The following is a 26,054-nucleotide window of genomic DNA, read 5'->3' on the forward strand; positions in this document are numbered from 1 at the left end:
TTTGGACATCGCTAATTTAGTGAGGTTTAATGTTTTTAAACGCGGAGAAGCGCGGAGGAAGGCGCAGAGGTACGCAGAGGTTTTTTAATGCAGAGATTGGAAAAACTCTCTCTATTACCCAAACCCCAAATACTGCAATCAGAGTGAATAGAGTACGCTGTGGTTGATGAAATAACAACCGCCAATCAGAACACAAAGCACGAGTGATAAAGTCTACGCCCACCTCAGCAGGTAATTGCAAACGAAAAGCGCGACGAGCTAGATAACGTAAATGTAAAGCTTGAGCTAAGGCAAAATGTTTTTCTACGAGTTGCGGTGCATAAATTCTGGCTTTATCTACCAGTTGATTCCAGCCTGCTTCCATAGAGTACAAGTTGGCGGAAAGCCCGCTAGAACTTGTACGATATCGAGTTAAAACTTGGTTGATACCTGCAATTTGCCAATCGGTAGTGCAATTTACCCTGAGTAGCCATTCCAAATCTTCGGAATAGCTCATTTCTGCACAGAAACCCCCTACTTGGATGAAAACTTCTTTGCGGATGACCCAATTAGAAGTTGTGGTGGTAGGATTTTCTGAGAGGAAATATTCTGGTTTGAGATTAGTTAAACGAGAGGTAGATACTTGTCCTGTTGGTTCGCCAGCCTGATTTAGTATCTCTACTTGAGCAAAACTGACTCCTAAAAGAGAGTTGGACTGGAAATGCTCTAAGTGTTGACTAAGCTTCTCTGGTAGCCATTGGTCGTCAGCATCCAAAAAAGCAATAATTGAACCCTGGCTATGAGCTACACCCTGATTACGAGCTACAGACACCCCTTGATTGGACTGATTAATTAGATGTATGCGTTCGTCCTTTTTCTTATATTCGCTGACGATTGTTACTGTGTCATCCGTAGAACCATCATTAATAATCAATAATTCCCAATCAGAAAAGGTTTGTGCTTGTATAGAGGCGATCGCATCTGGTAAAAATTGAGCAGCGTTATAAGCTGGGATAATCACTGATACTATTGTCATCCCTTCACCTCTGGTAAAAATCTATTCATAGTTTGGCGAGTTGCCCAAATGGTGTACAAAGGCTGTAAAGTTAGGTGAGTTGCTGTAACTGCGATCGCCGCTCCAAAAATCCCCCATTGCGTACCTACCCAAATTGCTGTCGCCAAACAAAAAGTAAACACGATATTCCAACGTAATTCGATTTGTGGTTGACCAAAGGCGCGAAACATCAAGGAAGCAGCATCAGCAAAGGGACGCGAGAGAGCCGAACAACAAATTAAAATTAAGATGGGTATGGCTCCCCTTTCTACCCATTTATGCCCAAATATGAGGGGAACATAAAAGGGTGCTAAACTCGCTTGCAATAGCACTAATGGCACAATCATCAAAGCGATTTTGCGTAGACTTTGCATATAGCGTTGCATAAATAATGTGGCTTGAGAATTAAGGTCACATAGGTCAGAAAATAGTGAGACTCTGATAGCATTGATGACGCTCAAACTCAAACCCAGCCCGGCATTGAAAGTGAAATAATAGACCCCTAAAGCCTGGACACCTACAAACTTTCCTATGAGTAAATAATCGACATTCTCCCGAAAGATAGTCAGTAATTCAATTCCTAAAATGCGGGAAGCAAAAGAGGTAATCTTGCGCCCTTGGGTGAAGGTGAAAGATTTAGTCATCCGCCAAGGATGATATTTAAAAGTGAGGATGATCCAAATAGGCGCGACTAAAAATTTAGGTAATACTATCGCCCACATTCCTAAGCCTGATAGGGCAAATATAGCTGTTAAAATGTTATCGGTGGAGACTTGCACCGAAGTAATTAAAGCTAGTATGTTTAGGCGATTCTCCCTTCTGATTAAAGCTGTTTGCACCATTGCCAAGGGATAGATCAAATAGGTAATGGCAATTAAACAGATAGGAACGATGAGATGAGAATTATTGTAGAATTTAGCGATCGCTAATGATGCCAAACACTGCACGGTAAATAACACACCAGCTATCAGCCAGTTCAACCCATAAGCAGTCCGGCATAACTCCTCCACCTCAGCAGCATCAGCTTGGACAATTTTATCGGCTATACCGTTACGGGTGAAAACGCGGATAAATTCGTAAGTCATCAAGACAATGGCTGCTAGTCCATAATCTTCCGCACTGAGAAACCGCGCCAAAATCACGGTAGTTACTAGCCTAAAAACTCTGATAACTAATTCCGCCGCTCCCATCCAGCCAATATTGCGGATAAAACGGTCTTGTAACAGATGTTTGTGTAGAGTTTGTATCCAGTTCATTTCAACTCCTTCAACACCTGTTCCCAAGCATTTACATAATCATCCCAAGCATGGGTGGCGCTTAATCTACCTTGTCTTCCCCAAAACTGCCGTTGTTCAAAAGAGGTATTCATCATTTGCCGAATACCATCCGCCAAAGCTTCGCAACTACCAGACTCAAAGCTAATACCGCAATTTTGCGCCTGTTCACTCAAACCATCAACATCGCTCACCAAAACTGGTCTAGCTGCTGCACGCGCTTCTAAACATACGTTACCCCAAGGTTCCCAACGTGAAGGAATCACAACAGCATCACAACGGTTTAAAAAACTTGGTACATCATCAATTTTGCCGAGAAAGTGGATATGAGGATGATTTAGGGCTTTAGCCTTGAGTAATGCCTCATCTTGTCCCTGCCCTCCTAAAAGCAACTGTACCGAACCTACAGGTAATAACTGCACCGCTTCAATCAAGCAATCAAACCCTTTTTGATGAGTAAAGCGACCGTAAGCAGCTAGGGTAAATAATGTTTCAGGTTTGGTCTTTTCTGGTATTAGAAAAAATTGGTCTAAATGCCGACTAGAACGAATTAACCGCACTTTCTCCTGTCCAACTAATTCACTAGACTGCATCCAATACTGTTGTCCTTGGGAGATAGTTACAACCCTATCCATTAACCCATAGTTGAGGCGTAACATCGTGCGGAAACGCCAAGCTGATGGCACTTGATACTTTTCAAATCCAGCGCTGTAATGATGTTCTACTAAAATTCTGGCTCTAGCTTTCCAAGTAAACACATCTGGTATATTCCGCCAAGATGATGCACTATTTATTACTAGTAAATCTGGTTGCCAAGTTTGGATAGTTGCTTTAACCTGTTCTTGAGTCACCAACTTAAACTCTACCTAAGATGACAACCGCGTCTGCGCTAGACTAGCCAAGGTGGCGTGAATCCCACCAGTCCAACCCATACCATGAGAACCAAGGATATGCAGCACTTTCATCAAGCAAAAACCTCTAGTGGTTGTTGGGTGGTCATCTGGGGCAGAATGCGTTCTTGGTAAGCTTGGGCAATAGTTGCCGCATGGGCTGACCAAGTATATTTACTAACATGCTGTAACCGCATTGCTCGTTCTGGTGCTGCTTCTGGGTGATTTAGTATGTGGTGAATAGTATTAGCCCACACATCCGGCTGGCCTACTGGACAGTAAACAGCAGCGTTACCTCCTACTTCTTGCAGTACGGGAATATCGCTAACTACGGCGACGCTACCACAGGCTAAGGCTTCAATTAGAGGCATCCCGAATCCTTCGGCTTCGCTGGTCATTAATACTACTGCTGCCCGTCGATAGAGTTCTACTAAATCGTTTTGTTCTAGACGGTGAAATAAGCGGATACCATGACGAATACCCAAGCGCTCAATTCGTACCTGCATGTTGGGTTCCCATTCTGGCCCGACTCTGACTAGTAGTAATTCGGGGTGATGATAGCGTAGACGGGCATAGGTTTCTAGGAGAACATCAAGGCGTTTGCGTTGCAGATTCCCACTAATATTCAAAATAAAAGGACGATCGCCTATTTGCTGCGCGATCGCATCTGTCAATCTGGAACTACCAGGAGAAAATTCCGGTGCAATCCCCAAAGGCACTTGAACTAACTTATCAGGGCTAACGAGTTGATAGTGGAGAATTTCATCTCTGACGGATTGAGTTGTATAAAACACCACCACAGCCTGACGAAAACCATTTAACGCATAACGCTGTATCGTGTTGTAACGGATGGAACGGGGATATTTGTCCGGTTGTAGGATGGAGCGGAAGACATCTAAATCGTGGCAAAAAACTCCTGTGCGTTCTGGAGGTAATATATGCACCAATGAGGCATAGCTTTGATCGCAGATGTGGAATATATCATGTTGGGAAATCTGGGGCTTGAGATGTTGGGGATAATCCCAGAAACGGTTCAACATTTTGTCAGTTCCCAAGGCAAAGCCCATTTTCCCCAGCCGAGGTAAGCGCCGCAACCGATAAGTATAGTCTGGTTGGATACGAGTGGTTTTTATATCTGGATGTTCGGCACAGAGATAATCATAGAGGCGATCGCCGCACACTAGCATACTAGGTGAGGCTTCATCCCGAAGGTTACTAATTAAAGCTAGACGTAGACTATTCATATTAATCTTTGATAAGTTCTAAACATTGATTAAAGCTGTGCTGTACTTGCGTGCGAATGGCTGTATGGTCAAATGTCTGTTGGGATGTTTGGGCGATCGCATCTATATAGACATCCACATCAAACTGATCGAGGCTACATCCAGAGATTCCTAAGCGTTGGCTTAAGTCTCGTCCTTTGTTGGAGTAGTACAAGTTAAAGGGAACTCGCCCAGCAGCCAGGGCTAAGACGGCCGTGTGATAGCGGATGGCGACAATTACAGGTGCTATACTCAGTGCGCCCATCACCAATTCCCACTTAGGTAAGTCGCTGCTGACTGTAAAGGGATTAAATATTTTCAGTTGAGGTACTTCCTGAGAAATCTGTTTGGCTACAGCTAAATCATTATCTGCACCGTAGGCTTGGGATTGAATTAATAACACTGGTTGATATTGACGTTCTCCAAGTCGGCGACACAAACTAATTAATTGCTGTTGAAATTGTTGATTGTCATGGCTATACATCGAGTCAAAGGCTCGTAATGAAATTAGTGCTGCTGACTCTGGCTGGATTTCTAGAGCCTGAAATATCTGTTGTGCTTGGGTTTGTGCTGGAGAACTAACTGCGAGGCTAAAAGCTGCATCATAAGACAGAATTGCTTTCACTCCCGCTTGAGTTAAACGCTTGTGGCTTTCCTCATCCCGCACACAAACAGCAGCTAACCGCCGTAGACAAAAAGCTAGAGCCTGGAAACTCAAGCCGTGACAAGACCTGGGAATTGATTGCCCAAAGAGGAATGTTTTCTTAGGCGATCGCCTTAACTGGAGTAAGTTCTGGATAAAAGCTTTTGTGATCAACCCTTCACGGGCATTATTGAAAATATCCCCCCCAACGCTGATATAAGCATCACAGCGCCCAACCTCTGGCACAATTTGCAATCCGGGTATGTACTCTGGTTGCGTGTCTTGGAATTTTGCCACCACTTTAGCCTCAGATGCCAGGGCTGTCAGAGCGCTATAAATGGCAGCATCACCAATATTTAAAGTTGAATAGGCATTTATTAAACCGATGGTAAGTCCCATATTTGATTAATTGGGTGATATGCCAAGAGACACATAAATTCAAAACTTCTTAGTCATAGCTCAATGCCTTGCTTTCGCTAACAGCACTCATGACTATGAATTATGTATTAGATTTATTACTCTTTTCTTAGGTCTTGAATCTTGTTCAGTATAAAAAATGTATTTTTTGAAATAAAGTTTCTGTTTGAGTGTACGGATAAGAAGTTACGTACTCATAAATATTTCAATGTCAGTTAGACCGAATAATTACGTAATTTCAACGTTTTTATTTTCTTGATAACGTATTTAATGTGGTGTGAAAATTGTTCTGATCTAGAAATACATTATAGAAATATGTATATATTTGCACTAAAAATCGAACTAATTTAGCGTCAGTAATTATTAGTAATAGTAAAACAAATTGATTACAGAAATGTAGAAGAATACTGAGAACCATGCTCAAACGTTTAATTTTGAACACAATTATTATCACCTTGAGCTTGTCTACACCCTGTTTCGCTTTACCTTTGTCTCCTGGCGATCGCCTGAAAGTAACTATCCCGGAAGGAGAAGAATTTAGCGGCATTTTTGAGGTGAATTTGGAAGGGAAACTGGAAATACCTTATCTACAACCTTTATTAGTTGCAGGTTTAGAACCAGGGGAAGTACAGATGAACCTGACTCAAGCTTTGATTGATGGCGGGTTTTTTCAAGCTTCCTTTTTACGGGTAAATGTCAGTGTAGTACAGTGGTCGCCGATTGTGGTGTTTGTGAGTGGGGCAACATTTTTACCTGGACGGGTATTTATTAATGAACTCTCTCCCGGAGAAAAAACCCAACCCCCTGTACCTATCACTGGACAATATCCGCCTAATCGTTATTTAGCCGCCGCCATTCGTGATGCTGGGGGAGTTACACCCACAGCCGATATTAAAAATGTGCAGTTAATCCGTAATGGAGAAACTCGCAGCATTGATCTATCTGGTATTTTGACTGGTGAACCTTTTGAAGACATCCCACTTATTGCAGGCGATCGCATTATTATTCCTGATTCTGGCAAAATGAACAATGAGCTTATTCGCCCTTCGCAAATCACACCTACAGGTGTCAAAGTCTTCCTCTCTAATTTGACTGTACCAGCTACAGGTAATGCTGTTTCTGGTATTGGTCGTGATGCCACATCATTTCCATACGGTTCTCGTTTTTCTCATGCGGTGGTTGCGGCTAACTGTGCTGGGGGTACACGGGGTACAAATGCTGGTCGTCGCGCTGTGCTGGTAACTACTGAACAGTTGACGGGGAAAACTACTTACCTAGAGCGTGGGGTTAACGATATTCTCATGCGTTCTACTAACGATGTTAACAATCCCTTCCTCAAGGCTAACGATAGTGTAGTTTGCTATGACTCAAAAGTTGTTCAATTTCGAGAGATTATCCAGACTATTTTATCCCCGATTCCGATTTTGCGAGATTTGTTCAAATAAATGATAATACAGCGTTTGAGCGTCCCGCTCATCAAATTGAAAAGTATACTAGTAGTCTGCCAAGACAACTTTGCTAGGTTAGAGTTGGATATAAACGCTGCATTTTTCGGCGAGCATCTTTGGTTTGGAAACCCCAATAGACACTGGCTTTTTGCTGATTACGTTGTTTCTCCCAAGCGGCAATCTCAGAAGTTAATGTTTCTGCATTAGGAATACGCCGTTCTAAACATTGGCGGGATAAAACAGATAATTCAATTTCTACTTGATTCAACCAAGAAGCGTGCTTAGGAGTATAGTGAAACTCTAATTTTTGAATAATTCGACGTGCTTCTTCTGGTGGAAAAACTTCATATAATGCGCTGGGAGTATGAATATTCAGGTTATCAACTACCAAACGAATAACATCAGCATCTTGGTAGCAAACATCTACTAAATTTTTCATCTGTTTAGCAAAATCGACTTTAGTTCGACGTTCTGTAACTTCGATATGCCGCCAACCTGCCAAGGGTTGAAAACACGCAAATAAATTTACTGTCCCGTTACGTTTATACTCGAAATCATAACGTTCAGGCTGCTCCGGCTCTGGTGGCAAAGGAAGTCTTACTTCTTCTACTAGTTGGTAGGGACGTTCATCAAAGCAGACTACAGGACGTTTAGGATCATAAGGCTCATTGTATAAATCCAACACATCTTCCATTCGGAAAACATATTCTGCGTTAACTTCAGGAATGCACCACTGTTGTTTTAACCACGGTTTGATTTCATTTTTTTTAAAGTTTGACGCACTGTTTCGTCCGAAATTGAATCTATGATACCAACGTTCACTAAATGATCCGCTAATAATTGCATTGTCCAACGTACTCTTCCAACTGGTGGATTGGAACAAGCAGTGGCAATTAAAAATGCTTCTTGTTTTTCATCTAACTTTTTAGGTTTTGGTGGATGAACTTCATCCTTTAAAGCAAAATCTAACCCCCCAATGACAAATTTTTCTCGTATTCGTTGCACTGTTGCAACATGCGCTCTAACTATGCTAGCGATCGCTTGATCCGTTTCTCCTTCAGAAGCCATTAGAAGAATGTTTGCACGGGTTATGGTTCTTGCTTTGTGTTTACCTTTTTTAATTATTGCTTGTAGCTGAGAAACTTCCTCTTCATTCAAGTCAACAATGTACTTTTTCGCCATGTTACACCCCGTTTTTGGCTATTTTACCAATTAGAGGTTTTACTTAGCAAAGTTACCTTGGCAGACTACTAGCTCGTCAAAGAACTTCCTGCCTGTGCGGGTGTAGCAAATACCGATACCTTCATCCACCACACCAAACCGTTTCTCGGCTGCTGCTTCATCCCGACAAACAACGACAACCGCCCGTGAACCCATGTGCTTTTCTTCGCATACTAACTCTGTAATTTCTTGGTTTTGGTAGTAGGCGAAGGCTTGAGCGGGATGTTCCAAATATCCGGGAACTGAGGATGTCTCAACAGGCGACATGGTAGGGGGTAGGTAAATCAACCATTTGGGATTTGCGGCGAAACGGCTCATAATTTCTAAAGCTGCGATCGCATTTTCTTCTCTAATGGTGATATTTGGTTGGAGTTTGGTATTGATGATGCGCTTACCTAACACATCTGCGATATTGAGAACATCATCAAATTCCTGTTGAGATGTACGATTAAAGCTATTGTCCACCAAAGGTTTCGCAGGTTCGCAATACACACGCGCCGCCGGGACACTCACCAATTCCTTTTCGGGATAACGCAGCGCAGTAAGTTTCCCACCAAACACGCAACCTGTATCAATATCAATCGTATTATTCAACCATTCCGCCTCCGGGACGGGTGTATGTCCGTAGACTACCAGCGCCTCACCCCGATAATCTCCCGCCCAGTTATAGCGGACTGGTAAGCCAAACTCGTCAATTTCCCCCGTACTTTCACCATACAAAGCAAATTCCCGCACCGCACCAGAACCCCGCCCCTGCATTTCCTGCTTCATCCCTGCGTGCGCCACTACTAAGCGTCCATCATCAAGTAGATAGTGGCTGACAAGGGAATCTAAAAACTCTGTAAGTTCTTTGGTAAATGGTTCACGAATTTCCTCTGGTAAGGCTGCAATTTCCTCAAGAGTTTGCTCTAACCCATGATTTACCTTGACATTCTTACCTCGTAGTTTCCGCAATAATTTGTTTTCATGATTACCAGGAACACAGATGGCTGTCCCGGCTGCAACCATGTTCCGTACTAGCTTGACTGTATCTAGGATACGTATACCTCTATCTACTAAATCACCAAGAAAGATGGCTTTACGTCCTTGAGGATGGTGATAAGTTGGAGCGTCCCAGAGTGTATATTCTACTTCTGTACTTTTTTCGTAGCCTAATTGTTGGAGTAAAGTTTCTAGTTCGTCGCAACAGCCATGAATATCGCCGATGATATCAAAGGGGCCGTGTTCGTGTTTTTTGTTGTTCCATAGGGGTTGGAGTTCGAGTTCGACGTTAGCGATTTCTTCTGGTGATTTGAGGGTATAGACGTAACGGAAACCCTCTTTTTCTAAACCACGCAGAGAACGCCGCAACATTTGAGTATGACGACGGACTACATGGGGGCCAAAATTGCGATCGCTCCTTTGCTGGTTTCTTTCATGACATAATTCTTCTGGTAGGTCAAAAACTATGGCAACAGCAAAGCAATGATATTGTCTCGCCATTTGTAGTAAAGTCTTGCGGTCTTCTGGCTGGACGTTGGTAGCATCTATGACAGTTAGCTTACCTGCGGCTAGGCGCTTGGCTGTAATGTAGTGGAGAACATCGAAAGCATCCCCAGAAGCAGACTGATTATTTTCATCGTTAGAAACTAACCCGCGACAAAAATCAGAAGATATCACTTCATAAGGTTGAAAGTGTTGACGCGCAAACGTAGATTTACCTGCGCCAGAAGCGCCAATAAGGACAACTAAGGAAAGTTCAGGAATAGTTATTTTCATAATTGTTAGTCATTAGTCATTGGTCAACAGTCAACAGTCAACGGTTAACTGTTAACTAATTCAAAAATAAATTTGCTGTATTCATCCTTCATAGGTAAATCGATATCTTTTTTGATGCGTCGCCTCAATGCGGGAACAGTTTCACCTGTGATTGGATTAAATCCTTCTTTTTGATATTCTTCCCAATAAAGCCCGATACCTCGCTTTTGCCAGTTAGGAAGTTGATTAAAATTAATCCCATGTTGAAATAACAATTCGTTTTTATCAGCTACAGATAATCCTGTCATCATGGTAGTTGCTTGGGTTGCAGTTTTACCATCACGACGCAAGCACCAATAGCAATGAGCATTTAAAGCGTTTCTGTGAGCGTCTTCATGTCGCCAACGAAAATAATTTACTACTACTTCTATATTAGGAAGCTGGGAAATGCGACAGTCGAAACAAGCAACATCACCCAATAACAAAGAAAATTTAGCGCTTGCTTCTCCCGCTAGAACTGAGTTAAGTTTTCTGAGTTTGCGGTTAAAAGTAGTTTCGTTGTAGGCAAACAGCAAAGAGATTTCATCACTTTGAGTATAAGCATATTTAATATCTATGCCGCAATTCATTAAATGCTCTATTGTTACCAGCATCATGTCTCGAAAGCGTGCATCATAAGGAGATTCAAATTGATGTACTTCTTTTGTCAGGCGAGTAAAACTGCGTCCATCTAACCTAGCGACTATATAGATTCCGGGAATTACACAATAATCATGGGCTGTTTCAAATACCCGCATTTTACTATCTAGTTCATCAAACTTCATGTTGACATTCCTCAATAATAAATGAATAATCTAATTCAGATTTAACTGTATAAATTGCGTCAAATCCTTCTTGCAATTTGGGTATAACTAACTTTTTATATGTTCCTAATAACCCCACAAGTGGCACGACTTGTTTAGTTGGTCTTTGGTTATTCCTTTGCTTGCATTGTTCTAAATCTGCTTGAAAGTAATAAGCTATAACTCGAAATTTATGATTTTTTGCTGGTATAATATAATGTAGTCTTTCTTCAACACTTGGGTTAGTGTTATCTACTACAAAAGGTTGTTTGCCTTCTAGACAAGCTTGCAGGAGAATCTGCTCTCGATGACGAGTTTTGAGCATATCTAAGTTAAGGCGGATATGGGTGTTGAAAAAGTAATCTCGATAAAAAGTAGACTTACCTACACCCTGAATACCAATAAAAATAATAGCTTCCATTTTTCATAATTCGTAATTCGTAATTTTTACTTAATTACAAACACTGCCATTTGTGTTGGTGAACCTAGTTCTGGATCTTCTTCTCCTATTGGTTGAAACTGTACATTGTAACTAAAGCGTTCTGTAATTTTATTTGCCCAGGTTTGGAATTGCGATCGCGTCCATTCAAACCTATGGTCTTTATGTCGTAGTTTCCCCGCCGGGAGGTTGACAAATTTGGCGTTATATTCAATATTTGGTGTTGTGACTATCACCGTTTTTGGTCGAGTAAATTCAAATAAAACTCGCTCAAATGCTCCTAAACGTGGTAAATCAAGATGTTCAATTACCTCAATTACTGTAGCTGCGTCGTAACCATGAAAGCGTTTATCTTGATAGGTAAGCGCACTTTGAATTAATTGCAAACGTTCCCATTGATTACGGGGAAGGCGCAAGCGGTCTAATCTTTCTTGAGCAATTTCTAATGACCTGTAGGAAACATCTACACCTGTAATTTGCTCAAAAAAGGCATCATTTAAGAGTATTTTTAATAAATTTCCTTGACCACAACCTAAATCAATTACACGCCTCGCATTACTTTGTTTTAACGCCGCAACTACCGCATTCATACGCTGTTGGTTGAGGCTAATTGGTTTTTCTAGAGCCGCTTCTTCCTGAGCGTGGGTTTCTTCGGTACTATCCGGGTCGGGGTTATCTTCCTCTGCTAACTGCGCTAAAGCTGTACGAGTTAAGCGGTGTTGTCTTTTAAGGTAACGACGAGTAATTTGTTCTCGTGCTGGGTGTTGCGATAACCAACCTTCACCATGACGTAGTAATTTTTCGATTTCTTCTTCGTTTACCCAGTAGTGTTTATCATCATCTAACACGGGAATGAGGACGTAGAGATGACTTAACAAATCACTCAAAGTTATGGTGTGGTGGAGTTCCACTGTAAAATAACGACTATCACCCCAATCTGGGAATTTTTCATCTAAAACATGACCTTGAGCTTTAACAGTGTAACCCAGAGGCTCAAATAATTGTCGCAGAAAACCTTCACCACCACGACAGGGTAAAACTGACAGTTTCGCCACTAAAGGTATAGGCGTTTGTGCTAATTCTGGTCGGTCTTTGCTGCGTCCACCTAAAGCTGTACTAAATACTTGCGCGATCGCAACACTCATAAATGATGATGCCACATAAGGGCGATCGCTCACATATTGTTCCAACGTCGTACCCCTCCCCCGCACCAACTTCACCGGGTCAACATCCAACAACAACGCCGCCGTACAACGTTCGTCATTCGCTTCCGGGTAAAAAACGTGCGCTTTTCCATAAGACAGGGAAAACGAATGGAAACGGTCTGGGTGTTTATGTAGTAAGTAGCCTAACTCTGTTGCTGGGGAGTGGGTGGTGGTGATGGTAAGCAGCATTCACTTAATATTCGTGTCAGTGATTAGTTAATAAATACTGTTCCAAGGTAAACGATTACGGAAAATTCGTCATTGGTAATCTTTTACCGTTTCACCTTCAGGCTTTCTCTCACAGTAGGTTTACTGTTAGGTAATTTTAGTTAAAAATTTACTGTTGCTGTTTCTTGTACAGACTGGAGAAATTTGATTAATTCTTGAATAAAAGGAGCTTGACGTAGAATTTTCAGATTCTCTGTAGTTAATGTTTTGTTGGTTAATAGATTTATAAATTTGGAGTAACTATCATACATGTGAGATTGTAAAAGCAATATTTCTAAGCTTTTACGAGGTTCAAAACCAGCCTGAGTAATTATATCTTGAGATGGTTTGTATTTTAATAGATGCGAAAGTAACCCAATATCCTGAAAAAAAATAATTTCCATTTCAGGTACAGCAGCAATTACTTTAAATGGTATATTTGCTGATACACTTTCAACTAGTTCTTCAATACTTTTGAGGCGTTCTTGAATTATCTCTGGTGCTACTGAATCTGCATCAATAACAATAGCAACTGGTACTTGTCTACGAACAATCAAAGAACGCGCCAGAGATTTGACGGCGGATAGTCCGCCAGCCGCAACAATTTCAACGTTGTTTAATAATTCTTCTGGTAGAACAATTTTAAGTAACTGTACATCTAAATTTCCTTCACAAACAATGTAAGCAATCATAAAATATATTTCTCCCTAACATCATAATCAGGTAGCCCATCTTCTACGCATACTTGATATTTAAGAGTTAACAATTCGCAAATTATTTCTTTCTCTAAAGCATATTTTATTTCTTCTCCAGTCCATAAAAGAATTGTCTGCGGTAATGAAAAATAGGAAAGATGGCGAGCCGGATCAGTAAAACCAGTTCGACTAAATACTAATCCAATTGTACTGGCGGGACGGCGTAAAAGTTGATTACGGAGTTTAGCAATAGGAGCAATATCAACGTTTGTTTTGTCTGCAAAATCCTTACTTTCAACTAGACAAGACAAACCACCGCAGTAAATAACACCATCAATTTGTTCAACTTCTTCCCCAAACAGTTTTACTCTGTATGGCCATCTTACTTTTGCGCCGTCTAGTTGAAATGCTCTTAAAATTAGGTATTCAAATGCTTTACCTGCATCCCATCCGGGAGTGTTACGATTCTCAATGTTATCCCATAGGTTTCGCAATCCATCCCATTGCAGCGATTGAATTATACTTTCGTATTGTGCTGCCCCAGTCAATTCATATCCTCCAAATACTTATACTGTTTCTTGATGTAGCTTGATTCTTCACTGTAGAGACGTTGCAAGTAACGTCTCCACATCATTAGCGTGTAAGTTGGAGAAATACGCCACCTTTCAACGTTCCCGCCTCATCACCGTAACTGCTGAAGGTGAGCGATCGCAAATTTTCAAAGAATGGTTTTCCTACTACTTCTATCAGCTTCAGTATGGGTATTTGTTGCTCTACTAAATTCTGACTTTTTGTCCAATCTACATATATATAACCTTGATTTGGTTGGGGAATAGCAGCAATACTATCTTGAAAATTACGGTTGTTAATGAAAGATTTATCTTTGTTGTTCACAACTTCATAGATGGTTGCTAAGTCAGAGGCAAAGATTTCGTAATTTCCTAAAGTTGTATGTACTCCTTTTACCTTTGCTTCCACTGTGAATGATGGGTTGTTTTTGCTGTCAGTTTTTGCAGTGGTTAATTCTGTCCAGGCGGAGACTTTTTGCTTATCTAAGGTAATTGTATTAATGCTGAATCCTTGTGATGATGCGATCGCATCTAAACGCGCAATTCCTTCTGGTACACTTTCTAGTTTCTCTGTAACAAAAATCCAGTCAGGGTTTGCTTGTCCAACACGGGGAACTAATGCAAGCGCATATTCTCCCTGTACCCAGTTAAATACATCTTGCTTTAAATCGATACCCTGTTGATTCTGCACATCTGCTAAGGGTTGCACTAATCTAGCAATAATATCTGTTCCTGAACCGGAGATGGCTGTTTTTGCTTGTGTCCAAAGTTTGGCTAAACCGCCGTTACCCAAATTATCTAAATGGGAACCGGAAATAACTAAACCTGCTGAAGCGGGAAGATATTGTAATGCGCCTACAGGTTTGGTTAACTGGGAAGATGTTGGTTCAATTTCCAAGTTAGTTAGGAAGTTGGTTTCTGCCAAGATGCCTTTAGAATTTAAGGTGAGGGCGACAATTTCACTATCATATGTTGGTTCTGGTAAGTTTAACCCTTGCCATTGTGCAACTAAAGGAAGATTGAGAAAAGCCGCAGCTAGAGAACCTTTAGGTAACTGTTGAGTAGCTTTTTGGTATTGGGGAGAACTCAACAAGTTTAAGTCAGGAGCCTGGACATTATTAATTGCATCACGTAAAACTTTAGGATTATTGGCGAATAGGACAAAGCCATCTACCACCGCACCCGCTAGAGAATCAGACTCCGGTAGGGAACTATCATAAATAATTTTTGCACCTTCATATTCCTCCGTCTCTAAGTTTGCTCCCGCTAACACCCGTTTGGAGAACAATAACTGGAGAAACTCCTGGCTTTTGGTTGGCTTGTCAGTAGCTAACGCCATCAGATATCCTGGTTGTTTACCGTTGTCCGGGTCACGGTCGATATCTAAGGTAGTAACAGCCAGTGTAATTTCATCTTTGAGCCAAGGTTGGATATCTTGCTTATAATCTATACCACTCTTAGTCAACAAACTATTTTTGAGTTTAGATAGTTCTCCCGAACTGTCGAAAGATTCCAATCTGTCAGGATTCACTAATAGAGAAACCGTCACCGGAGCCAGCTTCGACACAAATACAGCCGCGCTAGATTGAGAAGTAGACGCAACCAAGTTAGCCGGACTTTTAGCAAAGAACCAATAAAAGCTGGCGATCGCCGCTACAATTAATGCGATCGCTCCAGCAATAACAAAACCAGATAATGAGCGTTGTGTAGTCATTAGTTGTTAGTCATTAGTCCATAGTCATTAGTCATTAGTCCATAGTCCATAGTTTTTTCTACTTCCCCATCTCTCCCCACTCCTCCCATTTTCTGCCAACATAAATAATATAAGATTGATGACAAAAACCACATGACAGGCAATACTTCTGGGCAACCGATTACTCAAATTAGTGTAAATGAATTAGCTGAACGTCTGGCTAATAAAGAAGCAAATATTCAGTTCATAGATGTACGTGAACCGCAAGAATTAGCGATCGCGCAAATTGATGGCTTTGTCAATCTACCTTTGAGTGAATATGCTCAATGGTCAGAACAAGTACCAGCTATGTTCGATCCCCAAGCGGAAACTCTGGTATTGTGTCACCACGGAGTTCGTTCCGCTCAGATGTGTCAGTGGCTGGTATCGCAGGGATTTACTAATGTCAAAAATATTGCTGGTGGTATTGATGCTTACTCTGTGCGAGTTGATGCCTCAATTCCTCAGTATTAGTAACTAATTCGCTAAATAAAAGTATCTCTAGCTGGAGTTTAATATTCCAGCTAATTTGTGCTATTGTTGACAAAATTATTGCTAACAAAAATTACATAAATGACAGCCCAAATCTTCAGGTTAAATCTACCTTTAACTAGCATAATAGATGTATATAGTACCCCAGAAAATACGTATCTTACAATACAATTTCTTTGAGATAAATATGCAAAAATACTTAGACAATTAAATAAAACAATATCACATTTTTTCTTTTATCAATCTGGTAAATAGAATAGCAGCCAGAGAAAGTTAATAATAGTTATTACAATAGAAATATAGTTCTTAACTTTTTAATTAACTATTATTAATTTTTGGTTTAAAGCTTCACTTTTTTTAAAACTTACTTAAAATTTGCCTTCTGACAAATACACCTATGCAAGTTCAGTTGACTAATCGACAACAGCATATACTTTGGGCAACGGTACGTCATTATATAGCTACGGCAGAGCCAGTGGGTTCAAAAGCTTTGGTCGAGGAGTTCGGCCTGGGTGTTAGCTCTGCGACAATTCGCAATGTGATGGGCGTACTGGAAAAATCTGGGTTATTGTACCAACCACACACATCAGCCGGACGAGTACCATCTGACTCAGGTTATCGCATTTATGTTGACCAGCTAATTACACCATCGGAAGTGTTAGCCAAAGAGGTAGAGTTAGCCCTACAACAGCGTCTCCAGTGGGAAGATTGGAGCTTAGAGATTCTGTTGCAAGGAGCCGCGCAGATTTTGGCTAGCTTGAGTGGGTGTATTAGCTTGATTACCATGCCACAAACCAACACAGCCACAGTCCGACATCTGCAATTAATGCAGATAGAAGCGGGGCGCATCATGCTGATTTTGGTAACGGATAATTATGAAACTCATTCCAAGCTGTTGGATCTGCCTCCTGGTAGAAGCGAAAAACCCGATGCTGAGGTAATTGACAGGGAATTACAGATAGTTTCTAACTTCTTAAATAGCCACTTACGGGGGCGAAGTGTGCTAGAAATTAGCACCCTTGATTGGAGTCAATTAGACCGAGAATTTCAACGCTATGGCGAGTTTCTCAAAACTTCCGTAGCAGAGTTAGCTAACCGTACTGCTCCACCTGCGGCAACGCAAATTATGGTGCGGGGTGTAGCCGAAGTTTTACGCCAACCAGAATTTTCTCAGCTACAGCAAGTGCAAACCATCATCCAACTCTTGGAAGAAGAACAAGAGCAACTTTGGCGGTTAATATTTGAAGAGCCGGAGCTAGAAGATAGCAATAAATCGAAGGTAACAGTTCGCATCGGCGCAGAAAACCCCCTAGAACCAATTCGTACTTGCTCCCTCATTTCCTCTACCTATCGCCGGGGAGCAGTCCCCTTGGGTAGTGTGGGAGTTTTAGGCCCTACCCGCTTGGATTACGAAAATGCGATCGCAGTTGTAGCGGCGGCGGCTGATTACCTCTCAGAAGCGTTCAGTTAACTAGATGGAATCATGGTCAGAAAAATTGCCTTTGGGGTGCTGTGGTTAGGGTTTACATTTTATGCTTTTGTCCTTGCTCCTCCCAACCAACCAGATACATTCGAGCTAATCAAAGACTTGTCCACCGGACAATGGCAAGGCATTAACCCTCTAGTCATCACCTTATTTAACCTCATGGGCATCTGGCCGATGATTTACAGCGCCGTCTTATTTATTGATGGGAGAGGGCAGAAACTACCAGCTTGGCTATTTGCTAGCGCTTCATTTGGTGTAGGTGCATTTGCGCTGTTACCTTATTTAACTTTACGCAACGCCAATCCTCAATTCCCTGGCACGAAGAACGCCTTTATTAAACTACTAGATTCCCGTATTACTGGTATCATTCTCCTCGTAGGCACAGCAATTTTAGTCGCCTACGGTTTACTACAAGGAGATTGGAGCAATTTTATACAACAGTGGCAAAGCGATCGCTTCATCCATGTCATGAGCCTAGACTTTTGCCTACTTTGTCTATTATTCCCAGCCTTGTTAGGCGATGATATGGCGCGGCGCGGTTGGCAAACAGAATTATTTTGGCTATTCGCTCTAATTCCCCTATTTGGCCCCTTAATTTACTTGTGCTTACGTCCACCATTACCAGAGGAAACAATAAAAGTAGTATCTAAACAACAACTAAACGTATAGATTTCACCTAATGCAGAGGCTCTCCGCGTACCTCCCTCCGGGTTCACCAGTCGCCTGCGGAGGGAAACCCTCCTACAGCGCTGGTTCACCGCGCTAACCTCTGCGCCCCTCTGCGTTTAAAAATCCTCCCCTCAAACCTCATGAAAACACCCAAAAAAGGCAAATCTCTACCCCCCAAACTAATCATCAGCTTGGGCAAATTTGTCTGGACAACCATGTGGCAAATCATGATGTCCCAAATTGCCCCCCGCAGCAAATCAGGAGAGTATATTCGTCCTAGTAGCCAGTTTCGCAACTTCATCAAAACTGGGGAAGATAGCCCCTACCAACCAGCAGCCGGACGTTATACCTTATATGTTGGCTTAGGTTGTCCTTGGGCGCATCGTACCCTAGTTACCCGCACTTTGAAAGGATTAGAAGATGCGATCGCAGTATCTATTGTTGCTCCCTCTGCGACTACAGGCGGTTGGGTATTCAACAATCCAGAAGAAGGTTGTCAGACTCTAGCTGAATTATACACCCTTGCCCAACCAGGGTATACTGGACGCTCCACAGTACCCGTATTGTGGGATAAACAAACTAAGACAATTGTAAATAACGAGAGTGCAGACATCATTGTCATGCTGAACTCCGAATTTAACGAGTTTGCCTTAAATCCTTCGTTGAATCTTTATCCTGAAGAATTAAAAGAAAAAATAGATTGGTGGAACGATAAAATTTACACCAATGTAAATAACGGCGTATATCGTTGCGGTTTCGCGCAAACGCAAGAGGCATATAACAAAGCCTGCGATGAATTATTCACTACTCTAGATGAAATTGACGCAGCATTAGCTAATAGTCCCTACCTTTGTGGTGATAACGTCACCTTAGCTGATGTGCGTCTATTTACAACTTTGTTCCGTTTTGACATTGTTTACTACGGCTTATTTAAGTGTAACCGCCGCAGAATCCAAGACTATGAAAATTTAGGCGCTTATTTGTGTGACTTATATCAACTAAAGGGCGTTGCTAGTACCTGTGATTTAGACAGCATAAAACAAGATTATTATGGTAATTTGTTTCCTTTAAATCCAGGTGGGATTATACCTTCTGGGCCTGATATGGCTTATTTATCAAAAACGAGCGATCGCCCAACATCAGTAAAATAAAATAAGCTTATCCTGCACTCAAATTAGCAGATGTAATTTGGTGGTCTACAACTGTTGGTTGTTCAAAAGTATCATCAAGCCCAGGAATGGGAATATCAACATTTGCATCATCGTGAACAGAATCATTCAAGTCATCATGATTTCCCAAGTTAGCTTCCTGTTGCCAAGATTCCATCACACTTGGATCAGCAGATTCATGAACCGCTAAATGAATTAAATCTTTTGGATCTTGCTCCACTGTTCCTCACTGTGCAAATTGCCTAATTAATTTATCTAAATTATGATTAAGCTAAACAAATAATACTTCTAACAATTGGTATATTTACTAATATAACTATTTTATTTAGAGCATTTTATATTATGAGCAAAAGTAAGATTTTATTATTTAAAATGTATATCTAAAGTTCTGATTATTAAATTATTTATACGAGCCTTACGATAGGTATTACCTAACAGTAAAAGTAACTAAGCTAGGTGTAATTAGATAGCTATAATGAGGTGAAAGATTATGCCCGGTGGACATGCTAGTCATAAAGGAACTGGTGCTAAACCTAATATTAATTCCAATGGAGTAATCAGTGAAGCTGCTGATCAATCTTTAGAACCAGATGAGCTGCTACCTGAAGAGTTGACAAGAACAGAAACTCTCAGAACTGATGAGTACGTCGATTTTCCTCCAGCTACTCAACGTCCAGAGAATAAACCAGAATAATTTGTAATACCAATTCGTAATTCGTAATTATTTTATTAATTACGAATTACGCCTTTATATGAAGTGTTGATTAGAAGTTTCATCCTTGGGTAATTGACCTTGGGAACAACGGTCAAACCATTCTTGGTATTTTTGGCGGTGTTCTTCATCTACCACTGAAATGGTAACTTGTACTTGTAGACAACCTTGGTTGCGTTCTAAAGCGATCGCATTTAATAATAAACTAGCAATCTTAGCAGAGTCAAAGCTACTACTCACAGTTAAACCACTATTTAAACTAGCCAATTTATGATTACCATTTTGAGCTAATTCAATCCCAGGAATTTCCCCTCGGCCTAAATCAATCTCTGCAAGTTGTCTGTATTCTGAGCCTACTTGTTCCACAATCAGCTTTTCTCGTCGCACTGGAACTTGTACCATCTCAGTTTCAATAACCTTACGGACAATTACTTCACCAACTTTCTGCCTAATAGTGTCAACTACTAGCCTTTCTTCCAATAAACGAAAATTCTTATCTATCTCAACTATTTGGTCATGATTCGGCTCAATTGAATTATCAGATAACTGCTGATCAATTGGTGTTTGTGCGGCTAAATAGTCAGACATATAATTTACTTTTTGTACTTATATCTAAAGTTATTACAAATACAGGTAAAGCTGTTATTAATAATCAAAAGCCTTACCTGTAATAGATTAAATTGAGTTATTAGCTATTAATTAATAACTCAATGAATGAAAAATTAGCGTTCTTCGATGGGAAGACCAGAAGCGTTTACGTCTAACTCTTCACGACGAATTTGTTCTTGAGCTTCTACAGTTTCATGCTCAACAACTTTTTGCACTCTGACTTCCTCACGTACAAAGGCTTCTTTGCGAATGTCAGCAGTTTCTTCATGAAGTTCTACACGAGCAACTTCACCTTCACGGAAAGCGGCTGTACCAGGAGCAACAGCAGTACCAGCATCGTCTGGTGTCACTCGTTCAATTACAACACGTTCTCTTTCCACAGGTACTGCAACTCGCGCAGTTTCTGTTTCAATGTGCTTACCAACTGCTACTTCACCAGTTTTCTGACGACGTTTGTTAGCAATTAAGCGTTCTTCATACAGTCTCAAAGTTTGATGATCTTGGTCATTGAGTCCGAACAAAGAAGGTTCGTTGTCGTATTTGTAGGTGTCAGGGGTGTAAGTAGGAGTTGCAGGTACAGCAGGTATATTTGGTCTAACTGCTGGTGTACCTGTTTGATAGCTATTATCTAATGATGCGGAAGTTTCTAGAGGCGTTGCTGCTTCCAGAGGTGCGGAATTATCTAAGGTTGAGGATCTGCCTAAAGTTGTATTAGTGTCACCAGAGTTACGATATACTCCACGTACCCGTTCTTCGTAATCGTAATCAACAGCTAAACGGTCATTAAATTCAGGTAAATTTTCAGCTTGGTCTCTAGTCATACCAATTGCATAAACACGGCCTGCACCATAATCGATGCGAGAACGACCAACTGGTAATAAAACTTTTTTACCAAAAATCCAAAAACCTAAGTCAACAATCAAATAGCGGAAATGACCTTCATCATCCACTAAAACATCGCTGACAGTACCAATTTTCTCATCGCTTCTTTCTGTATAAACACCAAGACCCTTAATGTCGTTACCTTGAAATGAGTCTTGATAATTGGGGTCAAAATCGGCTAATTTGTAAAGTACCATGTGATTTCACCTCAAATATATAAAACATCTCTTAATGACCAATCTAAGAATTTATAACTAAGATTGCCTCTTTCTACCGAGTGAAATGATTTTTAAATCAAAAATCAAAAGTAATAGACAATTTTATTTGTATTTATAAAAAAAATAATAGCAAAGGTACAAATAGAAAATGCTTTTCCATTTGCACCTATCTTGATTATTCAAGAAATCAGAATTACTAAACTATTTATCAAACATTTCCATGTTTTTCGAGATTAGTTTCATTCACAAGTAAATTGCCTTCAGTATCGATATCCAATTCTTCTCTGCGAATTACTTCTTGTGCTTCAACTGTATCTTTCTCGATAATCTTTCTTACCCGGACTTCTTCACGTACAAAAGCTTCCTTACGGATTTCGGGAGTTTCTTCGTACAGTTCTATCCGCGCTACTTCACCTTGTTGAAACTGCAATTGATTTGAATCTACTACTGCATCGGTTGATGTAGGTGAGCTTCTTTCAATGACTACACGTTCCCTTTGAATGGGTACTTCCACCCGCGCAGTTTCTGTTTCAATGTGTTTACCAACTGCTACTTCTCCAGTTTTCACACGTTGCTTATTTGCAATTAATCTTTCTTCGTACAGCTTGAATGTTTCATGATATTGATCATTCAAATTATATAAAGCAGGCTCTTGCTGATAGTCATAGGTTTGACGATCATAAGCTAAATTGCTAGTTTGCTGACGAAATACACCGCGTACTCTCTCTTCGTAATCAGCATCAACTGCTATGTTGTTGTGATATTCAGGTAAGTGTGATACTTGTTCTTTACTCAGTCCATCAACGTAAACACGCTTTGCTGGATAATCAATATGAGATAAACCAATTGGTAGTAAGATTTTTTTGTTAACAGAATCTTCTAAATTGGTATCAATTACTAAATAACGAAAACGACCATCATTATCAACTAATACATCAGAAATTCCACCAACTCTGACACCACTTTGGGTATAGAGTTCTAAAGATTTAACATCATCACCGCCAAAAGTTTCCCGATAGTTAGGGTCAAATTCTTCAAGTTTATAAAGAGGCATACACAGTTACCAATTTCGTAAATAAAATAATCTACCTATCACATTAGAAATGTTTTGTCCGCTTTCCCTCTGGCTGACGACTGAAGTGATATAGAGTCAGATGAGAGATTTTACTGGGTAGTTATTTAGTCATTAGTCATTAGTTATAAGTCAGTTGTTTGTCTCCCTCATCCCCCGGTTGGTGAGCGTAGTCGTTCTCTACGAGAGGCTGCGCCAACGCGGAGCGTCTCGCAGAGAACCACATCTCCCCCGACTCACCAGATTTAATCTTCGCCGACCCCCCACCTGTGGCACAATAAAAAACTGTAATAAGAAAAGTATTGTTAAGGTAATTTAGTGACTCCAACAGCTCAATCCACGGCAAGTGCGCGTCGCGTGGTATTCCCATTTACGGCAATTGTGGGCCAGGAAGAAATGAAACTGGCGCTGCTGTTGAACGTGATTGATCCCAAGATCGGTGGTGTAATGATTATGGGCGATCGCGGCACAGGTAAATCCACAACAATCCGGGCATTGGCTGACCTATTGCCAGAAATCCCTGTGGTTGCCAATGACCCCTTCAACAGTGACCCCAGCGACCCCGAATTGATGAGCGATGAAGTCCGCCAAAAGGCCGCCGCCGGGGCAGAAATTCCCATCGAACTGAAAAAAGTCCAAATGGTGGACTTGCCCTTGGGCGCTACAGAAGACCGGGTATGCGGCACAATCGACATCGAAAAAGCTTTATCTGAAGGTGTCAAAGCCTTTGAACCAGGACTGCTGGCTAAAGCCAACCGGGGTATTCTCTACGTCGATGAAGTAAACCTCCTAGATGACCACCTCGTAGACGTACTCCTCGACTCAGCCGCCAGTGGTTGGAACACTGTAGAACGGGAAGGTATTTCTATCCGTCACCCAGCCCGTTTTGTTCTTGTCGGTTCGGGAAACCCAGAAGAAGGTGAGTTGCGTCCTCAATTACTTGACCGTTTCGGAATGCACGCCGAAATTCACACAGTTAAAGAACCAGCTTTGCGGGTGCAAATTGTGGAACAGAGGTCAGAATTTGACCAAAACCCCCCCTCATTTTTGGAAAAGTATAAAACCGAACAAGAAGCACTACAGCAAAAAATCGTCAATGCCCAAAAGTTATTGCCAGAAGTAAATCTGGACTATGACTTGCGGGTAAAAATTTCTGAAGTTTGTTCAGAGTTAGATGTAGACGGTTTACGTGGTGATATTGTCAGCAACCGCGCCGCCAAAGCCCTCACAGCATTTGAAGGACGCACCGAAGTTACAGTTGATGATATCCGTCGGGTAATTACCCTATGTCTGCGTCATCGTCTGCGTAAAGACCCCCTAGAATCAATCGATTCCGGTTACAAAGTAGAAAAAGTCTTCGGTCGCGTTTTTGGTGTAGAAATACCCGAAGATGATGCTTCACAAAGAAACGGTGCAGGTCAAGTTAAGACGGGTGTCCGGTAATTCCTATCAGTGAACAGTATTAATTAATAACTGTTCACTGAAATATTCAGTTGTCAACAGTCAAAACTCAACAGTCAAAACTCAGCACTCATCGCCCCGCTACCGCTAACATCACTCAGCACTGAAATTATGAGATATTGGAACTCTTGGTTAAATAGCTTGATTTTAGCTAGCCAATATAACCCACCTCGGTTTATAGAATTAGTGATGCTGATGCTAGCGATCGCTATGTTAGCCATTGCGACGATTTTACCAGCAGATAAACCATATATGGTGCTGGGTTTGAGTTTTGTAGTTGGTGCATCCATTTCTATTTTAGTGCGAGAAGCGATCGCTCCCTCCCCCGAACAAAAAGTTGCCCGACTCACAGCCTTACTTGCACTTTTCATCAGCCTGTACGGTTTCGCCGATTTACTCATCACTCTTTAAGTCAACAGTCAATAGTCCACAGTCCATACTGACCTTTAACTTTGTTTTCTAACTAATGACTATTAACTATTACCCCACCCCTCCATTTCCACTAACTCTATACACAAATCATTAATTTGCTCTAAATCAGGTCTATGAGGTAAAGTTGACTGATCATAAATAGCATCCATTTGAGCAACTAAATCATCAGCCATCTGCATCACTTCTTGATAAGAATAGTCACCCCTAAGAATAGCTTTTAAATCATCAACATCACCCGCAACTCTCCTATCTACAGTTATTTCACCCGTTTTTAATATTTCCAAACCACTGCGTAACAAACGAATGCAGTGCATCCCATGTTTTAAATCAAAACCAGACTTTCTTTCCATCTCTGCCCTAGCTGGGTTACGATTTTCTTGCCATGTTAAATAAGACTTCCATTCTCTTAAAGCTATTTGATAACTCTGGCTTTTCTGTAGTAATCGAATAAAATCCTTACGGCTATGAGTTAAATTTTGGGTATATTCTATACTTTTATCAGGTAAAGCATATTGTTTCAAAACACCCTTAAAATCAATATCAGCCGTTAATAACTTATATAATTGCTCCGCTTCTTCCAAAAACTCAATCCGACCTCTAATTAAAATATAGAGATACTCCAAAAAAGCATTTAACTCATCCTTAGTTAAAGGTACTTCATCTTCTATACCATAATCAGATGGGAGTGGTTTCTTCTCAGGTGGATTTAACAACCACTTACGATGAGTTTCCATCTTTTTGATTTGAGCAAAAGCATAACCTGAATAAGTATGTTTAACTTTCTTACTTAAAAATAATTTTCGATGCTGAATTAAATGCTGTCCTATCTCCGTTAAAAAAGGATATTCATTTAACCATAGCAACTCTAAAACATTGGGATTAGCTCCCGCTAACAACTGGAGTATTTTCCTTAATTCATAAATAACCGTGTCCTTATTCCCATCAAGAAAAGGAAATAAACCCGGTTCATCCCAACCACTATCTTTTTGTTCTACATTGTCAAAGCCTAAATAATATCTTTTAGGCGCAATAAATACACCGCGATAATCTAAATCAGAATCAGGACGATTTAACCCGTAACCGTGACTACCAGCTAAACCAACCAGAATAGTTCTTTGTTCAACAACAATTCTTTTCATATTTTCACAATATAAATAATGTATAAATATGACCCAGTTTCCCTACCTTTTCGGGATTTCCTGTTGACCAAATTAGTACATGGGTATCTAAAAGTAATC

The 26,054-nt window shown here is 40.9% G+C and carries 25 protein-coding genes and 1 pseudogene; 8 read left to right on the forward strand and 18 right to left on the reverse strand.

Translation table 11 applies throughout. The features are described 5' to 3' along the window. Window positions 1–16 precede the first annotated feature (16 nt). The 5 genes from NSMS1_RS02680 to NSMS1_RS02700 all read right to left on the reverse strand — a co-directional run bounded on the left by NSMS1_RS02680 (window position 17) and on the right by NSMS1_RS02700 (window position 5,501). The gene (locus NSMS1_RS02680) at window positions 17–1,015 is read right to left on the reverse strand and encodes a glycosyltransferase family 2 protein (RefSeq protein WP_224090712.1); all 999 of its coding nucleotides are present in this window, start codon (window positions 1,013–1,015) and stop codon (window positions 17–19) included. Further along, complete coding sequence (locus NSMS1_RS02685) at window positions 1,012–2,289, reverse strand: lipopolysaccharide biosynthesis protein (protein ID WP_224090721.1); 1,278 nt, start codon at window positions 2,287–2,289, stop codon at window positions 1,012–1,014. Before NSMS1_RS02685 ends, NSMS1_RS02680 begins: the two co-directional genes overlap by 4 nt. Next, window positions 2,286–3,158 carry a glycosyltransferase family 4 protein gene (locus NSMS1_RS02690; protein WP_224090722.1) on the reverse strand — a complete coding sequence of 291 codons (873 nt, stop codon included), beginning with the start codon at window positions 3,156–3,158 and terminating at the stop codon, window positions 2,286–2,288. Before NSMS1_RS02690 ends, NSMS1_RS02685 begins: the two co-directional genes overlap by 4 nt. A gap of 113 nt (window positions 3,159–3,271) precedes the next feature. Continuing rightward, complete coding sequence (locus NSMS1_RS02695; protein WP_224090724.1) at window positions 3,272–4,441, reverse strand: glycosyltransferase; 1,170 nt, start codon at window positions 4,439–4,441, stop codon at window positions 3,272–3,274. A gap of 1 nt (window position 4,442) precedes the next feature. Further along, window positions 4,443–5,501, reverse strand: coding sequence for a polysaccharide pyruvyl transferase family protein (locus tag NSMS1_RS02700; protein WP_224090733.1), 1,059 nt, complete (start codon window positions 5,499–5,501; stop codon window positions 4,443–4,445). Between the two features lie 434 nt (window positions 5,502–5,935). On the opposite strand from NSMS1_RS02700, the gene NSMS1_RS02705 reads away from it, so the two are divergent. After that, window positions 5,936–6,964, forward strand: a complete 1,029-nt coding sequence (locus NSMS1_RS02705; protein WP_224090734.1) for a polysaccharide biosynthesis/export family protein — start codon at window positions 5,936–5,938, stop codon at window positions 6,962–6,964. A 73-nt stretch (window positions 6,965–7,037) separates the two neighbouring features. Here NSMS1_RS02705 and NSMS1_RS02710 read toward each other — a convergent pair. The 8 genes and pseudogenes from NSMS1_RS02710 to NSMS1_RS02745 all read right to left on the reverse strand — a co-directional run bounded on the left by NSMS1_RS02710 (window position 7,038) and on the right by NSMS1_RS02745 (window position 15,596). Further along, window positions 7,038–8,149 (reverse strand): IS630 family transposase gene (locus NSMS1_RS02710; protein WP_411908649.1). Its coding sequence is split into 2 segments (ribosomal slippage): window positions 7,038–7,729 and window positions 7,729–8,149, totalling 1,113 coding nucleotides; the frame shifts between segments, so codons are not numbered across the junction. 72 nt (window positions 8,150–8,221) lie between these two features. Further along, window positions 8,222–9,946 (reverse strand): annotated as a pseudogene (locus tag NSMS1_RS02715) (polynucleotide kinase-phosphatase); the annotation flags it as partial. A gap of 44 nt (window positions 9,947–9,990) precedes the next feature. Then, window positions 9,991–10,749, reverse strand: coding sequence for a tRNA(His) guanylyltransferase Thg1 family protein (locus tag NSMS1_RS02720; protein WP_224090737.1), 759 nt, complete (start codon window positions 10,747–10,749; stop codon window positions 9,991–9,993). Beyond that, the gene (locus tag NSMS1_RS02725; RefSeq protein ID WP_224090739.1) at window positions 10,739–11,188 is read right to left on the reverse strand and encodes an ATP-binding protein; all 450 of its coding nucleotides are present in this window, start codon (window positions 11,186–11,188) and stop codon (window positions 10,739–10,741) included. The genes NSMS1_RS02720 and NSMS1_RS02725 overlap by 11 nt, the downstream gene beginning before the upstream one ends. Window positions 11,189–11,214: 26 nt before the next feature. After that, window positions 11,215–12,600, reverse strand: a complete 1,386-nt coding sequence (locus NSMS1_RS02730) for a 3' terminal RNA ribose 2'-O-methyltransferase Hen1 (protein ID WP_224090741.1) — start codon at window positions 12,598–12,600, stop codon at window positions 11,215–11,217. A gap of 140 nt (window positions 12,601–12,740) precedes the next feature. Further along, window positions 12,741–13,310: a hypothetical protein gene (locus NSMS1_RS02735; protein ID WP_224090743.1), complete on the reverse strand. Its 570-nt coding sequence runs from the start codon at window positions 13,308–13,310 to the stop codon at window positions 12,741–12,743. Next, on the reverse strand, window positions 13,307–13,861 hold the full coding sequence (locus NSMS1_RS02740; RefSeq protein WP_224090752.1) for a restriction endonuclease: 555 nt from the start codon (window positions 13,859–13,861) through the stop codon (window positions 13,307–13,309). Before NSMS1_RS02740 ends, NSMS1_RS02735 begins: the two co-directional genes overlap by 4 nt. Before the next feature lie 85 nt (window positions 13,862–13,946). Next, on the reverse strand, window positions 13,947–15,596 hold the full coding sequence (locus NSMS1_RS02745; RefSeq protein WP_224090762.1) for a DUF3352 domain-containing protein: 1,650 nt from the start codon (window positions 15,594–15,596) through the stop codon (window positions 13,947–13,949). A 132-nt stretch (window positions 15,597–15,728) separates the two neighbouring features. Between NSMS1_RS02745 and NSMS1_RS02750 the strand changes: the two genes are divergently transcribed. The 4 genes from NSMS1_RS02750 (at window position 15,729) to NSMS1_RS02765 (ending at window position 19,412) form a co-directional block, all read left to right on the forward strand. Then, window positions 15,729–16,088: a rhodanese-like domain-containing protein gene (locus tag NSMS1_RS02750; RefSeq protein WP_224090763.1), complete on the forward strand. Its 360-nt coding sequence runs from the start codon at window positions 15,729–15,731 to the stop codon at window positions 16,086–16,088. A 415-nt stretch (window positions 16,089–16,503) separates the two neighbouring features. After that, a complete protein-coding gene (gene hrcA / locus NSMS1_RS02755) occupies window positions 16,504–17,577 on the forward strand; it encodes a heat-inducible transcriptional repressor HrcA (RefSeq protein WP_224090764.1) in 1,074 nt (357 codons plus the stop codon). 12 nt (window positions 17,578–17,589) lie between these two features. Further along, complete coding sequence (locus NSMS1_RS02760; RefSeq protein WP_224090768.1) at window positions 17,590–18,261, forward strand: DUF2834 domain-containing protein; 672 nt, start codon at window positions 17,590–17,592, stop codon at window positions 18,259–18,261. 140 nt (window positions 18,262–18,401) lie between these two features. Continuing rightward, window positions 18,402–19,412 (forward strand): glutathione S-transferase family protein, encoded by a 1,011-nt coding sequence (locus NSMS1_RS02765; protein ID WP_224090769.1) that lies wholly within the window; start codon window positions 18,402–18,404, stop codon window positions 19,410–19,412. 7 nt (window positions 19,413–19,419) lie between these two features. Here the strand turns inward: NSMS1_RS02765 and NSMS1_RS02770 are convergent, their stop codons facing one another. Further along, window positions 19,420–19,650 carry a hypothetical protein gene (locus NSMS1_RS02770; protein ID WP_224090771.1) on the reverse strand — a complete coding sequence of 77 codons (231 nt, stop codon included), beginning with the start codon at window positions 19,648–19,650 and terminating at the stop codon, window positions 19,420–19,422. 270 nt (window positions 19,651–19,920) lie between these two features. Here NSMS1_RS02770 and NSMS1_RS02775 point away from each other — a divergent pair, with 270 nt between their 5' ends. Further along, complete coding sequence (locus NSMS1_RS02775) at window positions 19,921–20,124, forward strand: hypothetical protein (RefSeq protein ID WP_224090772.1); 204 nt, start codon at window positions 19,921–19,923, stop codon at window positions 20,122–20,124. 54 nt (window positions 20,125–20,178) lie between these two features. Here NSMS1_RS02775 and NSMS1_RS02780 read toward each other — a convergent pair whose 3' ends face one another. The 3 genes from NSMS1_RS02780 to NSMS1_RS02790 form a co-directional block, all read right to left on the reverse strand. Further along, window positions 20,179–20,730, reverse strand: coding sequence for a YsnF/AvaK domain-containing protein (locus NSMS1_RS02780; RefSeq protein WP_224090773.1), 552 nt, complete (start codon window positions 20,728–20,730; stop codon window positions 20,179–20,181). A 134-nt stretch (window positions 20,731–20,864) separates the two neighbouring features. After that, window positions 20,865–21,830 carry a DUF2382 domain-containing protein gene (locus tag NSMS1_RS02785; protein WP_224090774.1) on the reverse strand — a complete coding sequence of 322 codons (966 nt, stop codon included), beginning with the start codon at window positions 21,828–21,830 and terminating at the stop codon, window positions 20,865–20,867. Between the two features lie 229 nt (window positions 21,831–22,059). Continuing rightward, window positions 22,060–22,905, reverse strand: coding sequence for a DUF2382 domain-containing protein (locus NSMS1_RS02790; RefSeq protein ID WP_224090775.1), 846 nt, complete (start codon window positions 22,903–22,905; stop codon window positions 22,060–22,062). Window positions 22,906–23,241: 336 nt separating this feature from the next. On the opposite strand from NSMS1_RS02790, the gene bchI reads away from it, so the two are divergent. Next, window positions 23,242–24,366: a magnesium chelatase ATPase subunit I gene (bchI, locus tag NSMS1_RS02795; RefSeq protein WP_224090776.1), complete on the forward strand. Its 1,125-nt coding sequence runs from the start codon at window positions 23,242–23,244 to the stop codon at window positions 24,364–24,366. A gap of 129 nt (window positions 24,367–24,495) precedes the next feature. Then, window positions 24,496–24,795: a hypothetical protein gene (locus tag NSMS1_RS02800; protein ID WP_224090777.1), complete on the forward strand. Its 300-nt coding sequence runs from the start codon at window positions 24,496–24,498 to the stop codon at window positions 24,793–24,795. Window positions 24,796–24,857: 62 nt separating this feature from the next. Here the strand turns inward: NSMS1_RS02800 and NSMS1_RS02805 are convergent, their stop codons facing one another. Then, entirely contained in the window at window positions 24,858–25,955 is a 1,098-nt protein-coding gene (locus NSMS1_RS02805) for a DNA polymerase beta superfamily protein (protein ID WP_224090778.1), read from the reverse strand. Between the last annotated feature and the right edge of the window lie 99 nt (window positions 25,956–26,054).

Source organism: Nostoc sp. MS1 (assembly GCF_019976755.1).
Lineage (GTDB): Bacteria > Cyanobacteriota > Cyanobacteriia > Cyanobacteriales > Nostocaceae > Trichormus.